The sequence below is a fragment of the Corynebacterium pilosum DSM 20521 = CIP 103422 genome (assembly GCF_000373805.1).
GTDB lineage: Bacteria > Actinomycetota > Actinomycetes > Mycobacteriales > Mycobacteriaceae > Corynebacterium > Corynebacterium pilosum.
On sequence record NZ_KB892450.1, the window covers coordinates 157,145 to 169,047 of the forward strand.

Annotated in this window: 13 protein-coding genes; 11 read left to right on the forward strand and 2 right to left on the reverse strand. The window is 60.1% G+C overall.

Annotation, left to right across the window (positions count from 1 at the left end; translation table 11 throughout):
• Positions 1–5: 5 nt before the first annotated feature.
• Positions 6–665, reverse strand: coding sequence for a DMSO/selenate family reductase complex B subunit (locus tag B097_RS0106060; protein ID WP_018581649.1), 660 nt, complete (start codon positions 663–665; stop codon positions 6–8).
• A 19-nt stretch (positions 666–684) separates the two neighbouring features.
• Positions 685–3,198: a DMSO/selenate family reductase complex A subunit gene (locus B097_RS0106065; RefSeq protein WP_018581650.1), complete on the reverse strand. Its 2,514-nt coding sequence runs from the start codon at positions 3,196–3,198 to the stop codon at positions 685–687.
• Between the two features lie 280 nt (positions 3,199–3,478).
• Between B097_RS0106065 and secY the strand changes: the two genes are divergently transcribed.
• The 11 genes from secY to truA all read left to right on the forward strand — a co-directional run bounded on the left by secY (position 3,479) and on the right by truA (position 11,853).
• A complete protein-coding gene (gene secY / locus B097_RS0106070; RefSeq protein WP_018581651.1) occupies positions 3,479–4,798 on the forward strand; it encodes a preprotein translocase subunit SecY in 1,320 nt (439 codons plus the stop codon).
• Positions 4,798–5,343 (forward strand): adenylate kinase, encoded by a 546-nt coding sequence (locus B097_RS0106075; protein WP_018581652.1) that lies wholly within the window; start codon positions 4,798–4,800, stop codon positions 5,341–5,343. Before secY ends, B097_RS0106075 begins: the two co-directional genes overlap by 1 nt.
• A gap of 105 nt (positions 5,344–5,448) precedes the next feature.
• Positions 5,449–6,246 (forward strand): type I methionyl aminopeptidase, encoded by a 798-nt coding sequence (map, locus tag B097_RS0106080; protein WP_018581653.1) that lies wholly within the window; start codon positions 5,449–5,451, stop codon positions 6,244–6,246.
• A 52-nt stretch (positions 6,247–6,298) separates the two neighbouring features.
• The gene (locus tag B097_RS0106085; protein WP_018581654.1) at positions 6,299–7,120 is read left to right on the forward strand and encodes a L,D-transpeptidase; all 822 of its coding nucleotides are present in this window, start codon (positions 6,299–6,301) and stop codon (positions 7,118–7,120) included.
• 185 nt (positions 7,121–7,305) lie between these two features.
• Entirely contained in the window at positions 7,306–7,524 is a 219-nt protein-coding gene (gene infA / locus B097_RS0106090) for a translation initiation factor IF-1 (protein WP_018581655.1), read from the forward strand.
• A gap of 184 nt (positions 7,525–7,708) precedes the next feature.
• Positions 7,709–8,077, forward strand: a complete 369-nt coding sequence (rpsM, locus tag B097_RS0106095) for a 30S ribosomal protein S13 (protein ID WP_018581656.1) — start codon at positions 7,709–7,711, stop codon at positions 8,075–8,077.
• Positions 8,078–8,080: 3 nt separating this feature from the next.
• Positions 8,081–8,470 (forward strand): 30S ribosomal protein S11, encoded by a 390-nt coding sequence (gene rpsK, locus B097_RS0106100; protein ID WP_018581657.1) that lies wholly within the window; start codon positions 8,081–8,083, stop codon positions 8,468–8,470.
• A gap of 25 nt (positions 8,471–8,495) precedes the next feature.
• A complete protein-coding gene (gene rpsD, locus B097_RS0106105; RefSeq protein WP_018581658.1) occupies positions 8,496–9,101 on the forward strand; it encodes a 30S ribosomal protein S4 in 606 nt (201 codons plus the stop codon).
• Between the two features lie 127 nt (positions 9,102–9,228).
• Entirely contained in the window at positions 9,229–10,242 is a 1,014-nt protein-coding gene (locus tag B097_RS0106110; RefSeq protein ID WP_018581659.1) for a DNA-directed RNA polymerase subunit alpha, read from the forward strand.
• A gap of 44 nt (positions 10,243–10,286) precedes the next feature.
• Positions 10,287–10,823 carry a 50S ribosomal protein L17 gene (gene rplQ / locus B097_RS0106115; RefSeq protein ID WP_018581660.1) on the forward strand — a complete coding sequence of 179 codons (537 nt, stop codon included), beginning with the start codon at positions 10,287–10,289 and terminating at the stop codon, positions 10,821–10,823.
• A gap of 97 nt (positions 10,824–10,920) precedes the next feature.
• Positions 10,921–11,853, forward strand: coding sequence for a tRNA pseudouridine(38-40) synthase TruA (gene truA, locus B097_RS12590; RefSeq protein WP_018581661.1), 933 nt, complete (start codon positions 10,921–10,923; stop codon positions 11,851–11,853).
• The last annotated feature ends 50 nt before the right edge of the window (positions 11,854–11,903 follow it).

Sequence of the window (11,903 nt, forward strand, 5' to 3'; positions counted from 1 at the left end):
CTCACTTAAATCTCTGTTGGGTTGGCGATCTCGCCGGCCTGCGAACGGTCCCATCGCTTCGCATTCTTGTGCGGAGTGATGGCTAGGCGTGGCTCGGTCAGGGAAGGGTCGGGCAGCGGGGCGATGCCGTTGACGTCGCCGTACTTTTCGCGCAGCTCATCGATCGGGCCCCAGTCCAATGCGCGCGACGGGCAGGAATCCACACAAGCCGGGTCCTTGCCCTCAGAGCGGTAGTCCGCGCACAGGTCGCACTTCGTCATTACACCGGTTTCCACGTTGAACTGTGGTGCGGAGTAAGGGCAGGCCCACTCGCAGTAGCGGCAGCCGACGCACTTGTCCGGGTCGACGGACACCACGCCGTCTTCGCCCACGTGCATCGCGGTAGTGGGACAGACCTGCGTACACACCGGGTTATCGCAGTGGTTGCAGGAGATCGAGGTGTAGTAAGTAAAGGTGTTGTTCTGCATCACGCCATCAGCGTTGGTGGCCCAGTCGCCGCCGGAGTACTCCACCACACGGCGCCAGTTCACGCCGATCGGGGTGTCGTGCTTGTCCTTGCAGGCGATCTGACAGGCCTTGCAGCCGTTGCACAAGCTTTGGTCAAAGTAGAAGCCCAGGCGCTTGTTCAGCCTGTCCTTGCTGGTATCAGCTGTTTCTTTAGCCATTGTTTGCGTGTCCCTTCACTTAAGCTTTCTCGACCTGGCAGATGGCGGTGTGCTGGGCGTTGCCCTTGCCCAGCGGCGATGGTTGCCAACTGGTCAACGTATTCACCGAGGCACCTTCGTCCACCCCGCCGTCCTTGGGGTTAAACCAGGAGCCTTGGGGGATGGAGATCACTCCCGGTGCGATGCGCGGGGTTACGCGCGCGATGGATTTGATGCGGCCTCGCCCATTGAAGGCATAGACCTCGTCGTCGTTTTCGATACCGCGTTGGTTGGCGTCGATCGGGTTGATCCATAGCACCTGCGGGTGGGCATCGTCGCGAAGCCAGTCCACGTTGCCGTACGAGGAGTGCGTGCGCCCCTTCGTGTGGTGGCCAATGACCTGCAGTGGGTACTCCTTGTTTTCTGCGGCGGCCTTCGCGCCCTCCCACGTGTCGACGTGCTCTGGCAGGGCAGTCAGTTTGTTGCCGGGGATGGATTCGTCGAATTCCCACTCGTCTATCATCTTGTGCAGTGTTTCGGAGAAGATCTCGATCTTGCCGCTGGGCGTTTCCAGGGGGTTGGCCTCTGGGTCCTCGCGGAAGTCCTCCAGCGCAATCACGGACTCGCCTTCGCGGCGCCACACACCCATTTCCTTGAGCTCCTCATATTCGGGGAGCTCTGGGATTTCCTTGCGGGATTCGTCCAGGGTGTACTTCACCCACTCTTCTTGGGTGCGTCCCTCGGTGAACTTGTCGCGCACACCGAAGCGCTCGGCCAGGTCGGCGACCACGTCGTAGATCGGGCGGCAGTCATACAGGGGCTTGATCGCAGGCGATGCGAGGATCGTGTACTCGAGGTTGCCGGCAGAGCCCTGCTGGATCACGTCGACCTGTTCCGCGGTCGAGGCATCCGGTAGCACGTAGTCGGCATAGCGCGCCGATACCGTCATTTGGATATCACTGACGACGACCAACTCTGCCTTGGAGTCATCCTTGAGCAGTTCGATGGTGCGGTTCAAATCCGAGTGCTGGTTGGTGTGCGTGTTGCCGGCGTACTGCCACAACATTTTGATGGGCACGTCCAGCTTGTCCTTACCCTGCACGCCGTCGTGGGTTGCGGTCATCTCCTCGCCGTGGTCTACGGCCTGGGTCCACATCGCCACCGGGATCGAGGTCTCAATCGGGTTTTCGTACTGCGTGTTGAACGGGTAGGTCATGGGCAGAGACGCTGAGCCCTCGCGGGCGCCGGTGCCGCCACCGGGGATACCGATCTGGCCCAGCATCGCAGCCAGGGTGAAGACTGCACGCGCCTGGTTTTCACCATTGGCGTGGCGCTGCGGGCCCCAGCCCTGGGTGATCGACACGGGCTGGGCAGTGCCCATTTCACGCGCCAGCTGACGGATCTCTTGTGCCGGGACACCCGTAATTTTGGCGGCCCACTCTGGGGTCTTCTCCACACCATCGGGGCCCTTGCCCTCAATATAGGAACGGTAGGAGGCGTTCTCCGGCGCCCCTTCAGGCATATGATCCTCATCGAAACCGATGCAGTACTTATCCAAGAATTCCTGGTCGTGCAGGTCTTCGTCGATAAGCACGTGCGCAAGACCGGCAATGAGCGCGGCGTCAGTGCCGGGGCGCAGCGCAACCCACTGGTCGCCCAGGCCCACCGAGGTTTCGGAATAGCGCGGATCAATCACGATGGTGCGCACGCCATGCTTCTTCTTGATCTGCTGGGTGACGAAGATCTCGCCGCCGCCCGACATGCGGGTCTCCAGCGGGTTGTTACCAAACATCACCTGCAGCTTGGAGTTCTTCACGTCGTCGAAAGAGTTCGACGTGACCCAACCGCCGTAATGATAGGGCTTGGCGGCGGTGATCTGCGCGGTGGAGTAGTCGGAATAGTGGTTGAGGTACCCGCCGATCAGGTTCATGAAGCGTGCGAAGGGGGTCTCAGCGGGTGGCCAGGAACGCGCGATCGTGCCGCCCAGGGTGCCGGTGCCGTAGCTGAGGTAGATCGACTCATTGCCGTAGTCGGCGATGAGCTCCTTCATTTTGTCGGCGATCTCATCCAGGGCCTGGTCCCAGGAAATTTCCTCCCACTCGCCAGCGCCGCGTTCGGTGCCGGGCTTGCGCTTCAGGGGCGTCTTGAGACGGTCCGGGTTGTAGATGCGGTGGCGGATCGAGCGGCCGCGTACGCACGCGCGGATCTGCTGAGAACCGATCTCGTTGTCGCCTTCATCTTCCGGGAGGACGCGGGTGACGCGCCCATCTTCGACTTGAAGCTTCAGTGGACAGCGGGAACCGCAGTTCACGGTGCATGATGACCACACAAAGTCAGGGTCTGGGGCGTTCTCGGCAGCGTTTGCTGGCCCCACGCCGGGAGAGCCGCTCAGGAGCGTGCCGCCACCGGGACCTGCCGCCCCGGCCGCGCCTACAGCGAGCGCGGTGCCACCGACGAGGCCGGACCACTTGAGGAAGCCGCGGCGGTTGATGCCGGACTGTGAAGGCTGTTCAGTAGGGCCAGTGGGGGAGGCCTGTGGTGTTGCTGAAGTCATCAAAACCCTTTCAACTAATGGCTCCATAAGTGCAAAAAATACAACTTTAGATTCAGGTTACCGGCCCGCAATTATTGGGTCAATTTAGGTATGACTAACCCTTTTGCTATCGCCTGGTTGTAATTTGGCTGCGATTAAACGGCCCGAAATCAGGCATTTGGACATTCGGCTGGTAGGGTAGGAACGTCAATAATGTCAGGCGCGCGCCCGTATGCGTTGCGCTGGTGAAATTCCACGATCTTCCACCAGTTCACAGTCTTGATGGAAGCCAGGAGGCTTTGTGTCCGCCATTCTTCAGGTGTTTAAGGATCCGGATCTGCGCAAGAAGATCCTGATCACTCTTGCGCTGATAATTCTGTATCGCATCGGTGCCCAGATCCCGACCCCGGGCGTTGACTACGGTGCCATCGCCGGCCGCTTGAGCGCGCTTGCCGACGAGGGCGCGTCCGTGTTCTCCGTCATCAACCTGTTTTCTGGTGGTGCGCTGCTGCAGCTGTCGATCTTTGCGATCGGCATTATGCCGTACATTACGGCCTCGATTATCGTGCAGCTTCTCACCGTGGTGATTCCGAAGTTTGAGGAACTGAAGAAGGAAGGCCAGTCCGGCCAAACCAAGATGACGCAGTACACGCGCTACCTCACGGTAGCGCTGGCACTGCTGCAATCGGCCGGCATCGTGGCCCTGGCGGACCGCGAGCAGCTCCTTGGTCAAGGTGTGCCCGTCCTGGTGGAGGACCGCAACCTGTTCACCTTGATCATGATGGTCGTGGTGATGACCTCCGGTGCGGTGCTGGTGATGTGGCTCGGTGAGATCATCACCGAAAAGGGTGTGGGCAACGGTATGTCGCTGCTGATTTTCGCAGGTATCGCAACCCGCCTGCCAACCGACGGCATGAACATTCTGGAACAGTCCGGTGGCCTGGTCTTCGTGATCGTGCTCGTGGCCGTCATCGCGCTTGTCGTGGGCATCATCTTCATCGAGCAGGGCCAGCGTCGTATCCCGGTGCAGTACGCAAAGCGCATGGTCGGTCGTCGTCAGTACGGTGGCTCCTCGACCTACCTGCCGCTGAAGGTCAACCAGGCCGGCGTGATCCCAGTCATCTTCGCGTCCTCCCTGATGTACATGCCGGTGCTGATCACGCAGATCGTGTACTCCAACCAGGCCACCCCGCCAGATAACTGGTGGCAGCGCAACGTCATGAGCTGGCTGCAGTCCCCATCGTCGTGGCAGTACATCCTGGTGTACTTCGCGCTGATCATTTTCTTCTCCTACTTCTATGTGTCGATTCAGTACGACCCAAGTGATCAGGCGGAGAATATGAAGAAGTACGGTGGGTTTATCCCGGGTATTCGACCGGGCCGACCAACCGCACAGTACTTGTCCTTTGTGATGAACCGCCTGCTGTTTGTCGGCGCGATCTACCTGGCTGTGATCGCGGTAATGCCGAATATCGCACTGGATATGGGCCTCGGTTCCCAGTCCATGATGTCGTCGTTCGGCGGTACCGCAATCCTGATTATGGTGTCCGTGGCCTTGACCACGGTGAAGCAAATTGAATCCCAGCTCCTCCAATCCAACTACGAAGGACTTCTGAAATAATGCGACTTGTACTTCTTGGCCCTCCCGGGGCAGGCAAGGGCACCCAGGCAGCAATCCTGTCCGAAAAGCTCAACGTCCCGCACATCTCTACCGGTGACCTGTTCCGCGCCAACATCGGCGAGGGCACTCCGCTGGGCGTCGAAGCGAAGAGCTACATCGATGCAGGCAAGCTGGTTCCCGACGAGGTAACCGTGCGCATGGTGGAATCCCGCCTTGCAGAAGAGGACGCCGCGAACGGCTTCCTCCTCGACGGTTTCCCGCGCAACACCGCCCAGGCAGAAATCCTGGACGAGATGCTGCAGAAGAACGGCACCAAGCTCGACGGTGTGCTGAGCTTCGAGATCGACGAGGACGTCGTCGTGGAGCGCATGCTGGCTCGCGGCCGCGCCGACGATAACGAGGAGACCATCCGCACCCGCCTCGAGGAGTACCGCGAGAAGACCAAGCCTGTCACCGACTTCTACGGTGACAAGATCATCGCGATCGACGCCGAGGGCGAGGTCGACGAGGTCAACGCTCGCGCAATGGAGAAGCTGGGCAAGTAAACGCTCGCTTTTCGACGAAAAACTCTGCACAGGCCGGCGCCCCCACAGGTGGGTGCCGGCTTTTGCTGCTACAACACTGCTACCGCTTAAGGAGGAAACGCCACCATGGTGTTCCGCAAACGCAAGAAAATGATTCCGGCGAAGACACCGGACGAACTGGACGCCATGGAGGCCGCCGGCCGTATCGTCGGTATCGCCCTGCAAGAGGTGCGCGCGGCCGCAGTAGCGGGGGCGACCACCGCAGACCTGGACAAGGTCGCAGAGGACGTGATCCGTTCCCACGGCGCCGTCCCGACCTTCTTGGGCTACCAGGGTTTTACCGGCTCGATCTGCTCCAGCGTCAACGATGTAGTCGTCCACGGCATCCCCACCGATGAGCTTGTGCTGAAGGAAGGGGATCTGGTCTCTATCGACTGCGGCGCCACCTACGAAGGCTGGGTGGGGGACTCCGCTTGGAGCTTCGGCGTCGGTGAGCTTGAGGCGGACGTCGATAAGCTCAATCGCGCGACCGAACAGGTACTGATGGAAGGCTTGCAGGCCATGGTCCCGGGCAATCGTCTGACTGATGTGTCACACGCGCTTGAGCAGGCAACGTATAAGGCAGAGCGTGACTTCGGGATCAAGCTGGGCATTCTGGATGGCTATGGCGGCCACGGGATTGGCCGCACAATGCACGAAGACCCCTACCTGGCGAACGAGGGCAAGCCGGGCAAAGGCCCCCTGATTCAGGAGGGCAGCGTGCTGGCGATTGAGCCGATGCTGATCCTGGGCGGGGGAGTGGACTCGGAGGTGCTTGACGACGATTGGACCGTGGTCACCCTCGACGGTTCACCCGCAGCCCACTGGGAGCACACGGTGGCCGCGACCAGCCAGGGCCCCCGGATTCTTACCCCCAGAAACTAACCATCTTTGGTGTCGAGTGTCCGATTGATGCAGCAAGGGTTATGATCTGCGTATGTCGAAGTTTTCCCGCCGTTTAATCGCTGTCGCTGCAGCCGCTGTCATGGCTGTTGCGTCAGTTCCCGCCCAGGCAAACGCGCAGCAGGTGCCGCTGCCTGACTTGTCCAGCAACATGCCAGCGCTGCCTAACAACCTGCCTGCGTTGCCCAGCAACCAAGCAGAGCTGTCCAGCGCTCTCGGCCTTCCAACCCCAGAGCAGGCACGTGAAGGTGGGTGGCAGACCCGCAACGAGCTGCACCGCCAGATCGACACCCTGCCGCAGGGCGCGCACACCAAGATCCTGAAGGATGCCGTGGATCACGGCGTGGAGTTCTTCCACCCAGGTCTGGTCGGCCAGAAGAACGCCGAGGCCCACCGCCGCGCGGAGGAGCAGCGCCGCCAGGCGGAAGCTGCGCGCGTGGCAGAGCAGCAGCGCCAGCAGCAGGCCCAGCTTGGCCCATGCCCACCGGCAGCAGAGGCCTGCATCGACGTGATTGGCCAGCGCGCATGGCTGCAGAAGGACGGCGTTCTCACCTACGGGCCAGTTCCTGTCTCCACCGGCGCGAACGGCTGGGACACCCCTGAAGGCTGGCACAAGGTCAACCGCAAGGTGAAGGACGAAGTGTCCTACGAATTCAACATGGCGCCGATGCCGTACTCCGTCTACTTCACCTACAACGGCATCGCCTTCCACCAGGGCGATCCGAAGCTGCTGTCCCACGGCTGCGTCCACGTTCCCCCAGGGGATGCGAAGGTGTTCTACGATTCGCTGGACATCGGTGACGATGTTTATGTCTGGGGCGACCTGGACCGCGGAGTGCCTAACGGCCGTCTCTAAGAACTGAAGCGCTTACGACGCTCAAACTCCCCGTACCCTGCACGTAGTGGAACGGGGAGTTTTGATTTTCCCAGCTCGCATACTATAGTCGGACGTTGGTGTGTGTAATTGTTGCCACACCACTCGAGTAACAGTACGTAATTGCAGGTAATCGTCGTTAAGCGATTGCCGGGAATGTGGAGTTTATGGCTAAAGAAGGCGCAATTGAGGTCGAAGGCAAGATTATCGAGCCTTTGCCAAACGCAATGTTTCGTGTCGAACTAGACAACGGGCACAAGGTTCTTGCACACATCAGTGGCAAGATGCGCCAGCACTACATCCGCATCCTGCCTGAGGACCGAGTCGTCGTGGAGCTTTCTCCTTATGACTTGGACCGCGGCCGCATTACCTACCGCTACAAGTAAGAACATAAGCCTCCTTACCCAGGGGACGTCGCGCTATTGCGGCGACCCTGTTTTTACCTCCGGCTGCGATGGCTGGAGCCGCGTGGATCACGACCCAAAGCCCGGAAACGGTCCGGGGCAAGCGTCGGTTGGCGTGGGCGGGTAGGGAGAAAACCATCGTAACAACCCGAAAGGCACGTACCACATGGCACGTCTAGCTGGTGTTGATCTGCCGCGCAATAAGCGCATGGAGATCGCACTTACCTACATCTATGGCATCGGCCCAGCACGCGCTAAGCACCTGCTGGAAGCGACCGGCATTTCCCCTGACCTGCGCACCGACAACCTGACCGATGATCAGGTAGCCGCTCTGCGTGACGTGATCGAAGCAAGCTGGAAGGTGGAGGGTGACCTCCGCCGCGAAGTCCAGGCTGACATCCGCCGCAAGATTGAAATTGGCTCCTACCAGGGACTGCGCCACCGTCGTGGCCTGCCAGTTCGTGGTCAGCGCACCAAGACCAATGCTCGTACCCGCAAGGGTCCGAAGAAGACCATCGCAGGAAAGAAGAAGTAATCAATGCCTCCTAAGTCTCGTCGCGGACGCCGCGTCATTAAGAAGAACGTGGCCCAGGGCCACGCGTACATCAAGTCCACCTTCAACAACACCATCGTGTCGATTACCGACGCTTCCGGTGCTGTGATCTCCTGGGCATCCTCCGGCCACGTTGGGTTCAAGGGCTCCCGTAAGTCCACCCCATTCGCCGCACAGATGGCTGCAGAGAACGCTGCACGCAAGGCAATGGACCATGGCATGAAGAAGGTTGACGTTTTCGTCAAGGGCCCAGGTTCCGGTCGTGAAACCGCAATCCGTTCCCTCCAGGCTGCAGGCCTAGAAGTGTCCTCGATCTCCGACGTGACGCCACAGCCATTCAACGGCTGCCGTCCCGCGAAGCGTCGTCGCGTCTAAAGGGAAAAGGAAAGAGGTTTAAATCATGGCTCGTTATACCGGCCCAGCAACCCGCAAGTCCCGTCGTCTCCGCGTCGATCTCGTCGGCGGCGACATGTCCTTCGAGCGTCGCCCATACCCTCCGGGGCAGGCAGGCCGCGCTCGCATCAAGGAATCCGAGTACCTCCTGCAGCTGCAGGAAAAGCAGAAGGCTCGTTTCACCTACGGTGTCATGGAGAAGCAGTTCCGCCGCTACTACGAGGAGGCTAACCGCCTGCCTGGTAAGACCGGTGACAACCTACTGATCCTGCTCGAATCCCGTCTGGACAACGTTGTTTACCGTGCAGGCCTGGCTCGCACCCGCCGTCAGGCGCGTCAGCTGGTCTCCCACGGCCACTTCACCGTCAACGGTAAGAAGACCAACGTCCCATCTTTCAAGGTGACTCAGTACGACATCATCGATGTCCGCGAGAAGTCCCGCAAGATGATCTGGTTCGAGGAAGCACAAGACAACCTGGTTGACTCCGTTGTCCCAGCATGGCTCCAGGTCGTTCCTGAGACCCTGCGCATTCTCGTGCACCAGTTGCCCGAGCGCGCTCAGATCGAGGTGCCCATCCAGGAGCAGCTCATCGTCGAGCTCTACTCGAAGTAATAACTTCACCTCCGTACCCCATCGCCGCAGCCCGCATCATGTGCGCTGCTTCGACAGGGCACGGGGAAATCTTCCAAGAATATTCACCCCTCTAGGCGTCATATAGCGGTCGCCAAAGGAGAAGTTCATGCTCATTTCACAGCGTCCTCAACTCACCGAGGACTACATCGATACCAACCGTTCGAAGTTCGTCATCGAGCCACTCGAGCCAGGTTTCGGCTATACCCTCGGTAACTCCCTTCGTCGCGTGCTGCTGTCGTCCATCCCGGGCGCAGCCGTCACCTCCATCAAGATTGATGGTGTGCTGCACGAGTTCACCACCATTAACGGTGTGAAGGAAAACGTTTCGGAGATCATCCTGAACATCAAGGACCTGGTGCTGTCCTCCGACTCCGATGAGCCGGTAGTCATGTACCTGTCCGCTGAAGGACCTGGTCAGGTCACCGCAGGCAGCATCCACCCGCCAGCGGGCGTGGAGATCCACAACCCGGATCTGCACATCGCGACCCTGAATGAGCAGGCGAAGCTGGACATGGAACTGGTTGTTGAGCGTGGCCGTGGCTACGTCCCAGCAATGCCAGACTCTGCAGGTGAGGTCGGCCGCATCCCGGTTGACCAGATCTACTCGCCAGTGCTGAAGGTTAGCTACAAGGTCGAAGCTACTCGTGTTGAGCAGCGCACTGACTTTGACAAGCTGATCATCGACGTGGAGACCAAGAACTCCATGAGCGCACGTGACGCGTTAGCATCTGCAGGTTCCACCCTCGTGGAACTGTTCGGCCTGGCCCGGGAGCTCAACACTGAGGCAGAAGGCATCGAGATCGGCCCCTCCCCGCAGGAGACCGAGTACATCGCGGCCTACAATCTGCCGATTGAGGATCTCAACTTCTCCGTTCGCTCCTACAACTGCCTGAAGCGCCAGGAGATCCACACCGTTGGTGAGCTCGCAGAGTGCACCGAATCGGACCTGCTGGATATCCGTAACTTCGGCCAGAAGTCCATTAACGAAGTCAAGATCAAGCTTGCTTCGTTGGGCCTGACCCTGAAGGATGCACCGGAAGATTTCGACCCGACCCAGATCGAGGGCTATGACGCCGAAACCGGCGACTACGTCGATGGTGGCGCGGAAGAGACTGAGTAAATAGAGCCCAAGCGCTCAACTAACCGCACACGAGGAGTACGAAAATGCCTACCCCAAAGAAGGGCGCCCGTTTCGGCAGCTCTGCAAGCAACCAGAAGCACATTCTGTCCAACCTTGCAGCTGCACTGTTCGAGCACGGCGCAATCAAGACGACCGACGCTAAGGCAAAGGTCCTGCGTCCTTACGTCGAAAAGCTGATCACTCGCGCGAAGTCTGGTTCCGTCCACGACCGTCGTGAGGTGCTCAAGCACATTCCTAACAAGAACGTTGTTAACCACCTGTTCGACGAGCTCGCTCCGAGCTTCGAGAACCGCGATGGCGGCTACACCCGCATCATCAAGCTGGAAAACCGCGCCGGCGACAACGCTCCAATGTCTCAGATCTCCCTCGTCCTCGAGGAAGTAGAGGCCAAGGAGTCCAACCGCGCTGCTCGCGCAGCTGCTTCCAAGCAGGCTGAAGAGCCAGCTGAGGAAGAGAAGGCTGAGGAGACCGCAGCAGAGGAGACCCCAGCTGAGGCTGAGGACGCACCTGCTGAAGAGTCTACTGAAGCTGAGGAAGCCAAGGAGGACGAGGAGAAGTAGTCCTTCCCCCGTTTCTTTCGAACGCCCCCTGCACCGCTACAGCGCGGAGCAGGGGGCGTCGGCATTGCTACTGCTGCTTGGTACTCTTAGTCCCATCATGGAGACTGCACAGACCAACGCGAAGGCGCGTCCCGCGGCCGAACCCAACAACAGCGACATGCGGCGATTGCGGCTTGACCTGGCCTATGACGGCACCGACTTTCACGGCTGGGCACGCCAGAAACCCGGCGCTGATGGGCCGGTACGCACCGTGCAGGAAACGCTGGAGGACGCATTATCGACGATCCTTCGCGTGCCTGTGCGCCTGACCGTTGCAGGACGCACCGATGCCGGCGTACATGCCGCTGCCCAAGTTGCGCACTGTGACATTCCCGCGTCCAGTCTGGACCAGCGCACCATCGACGGGGACCCGACCCGTTTGGTGCGCCGCCTAGGGCGCTTCCTGCCAGAAGATGTCCGCGTCGACCAAGTCACTTTTGCGCCCGAGCATTTCGACGCCCGATTCTCTGCCTTAGCGCGTACCTACCATTACCGGGTGACCACACATCCGGGAGGCCCGCTGCCGATGCGGGTGAGGGATACAGCCCACTGGATCAAACCGGTAGACGCTGAGGCGATGCAAGAAGTGGCCGATGCCTTGGTCGGTCTGCATGATTTCGCCGCCTTCTGTAAGCCGCGCCCGCACTCCACGACGATTCGCGATGTGCAGTCTTTCACGTGGCGGGACATTTCGACGCCCTACGAACCCCAGCTGTATGTCGCAGAAATTACTGCCGACGCGTTTTGTTGGAACATGGTCCGTGCCTTGGTAGGCGCAAGCCTTGTGGTCGGGGAGGGGCGCCGCGACGAGGCCTGGACCCAGCTCTTGCTGGGCCAGCAACAGCGCAGCCCTGACGTCCCGCTGGCCCCAGCCCGCGGACTAACGATGATGGGTGTGACGTACCCGGCGGATGACCAGCTTGCCGCCCGAAACGCGATGACCCGTGACAAGCGTGATCCAGACGAGGTCCAGGCGCAGTCCAATACCTAAGAAGCGCGGGGTTCGGGGCTACACTTTTCTCACATAGCACGGTGTTTTAA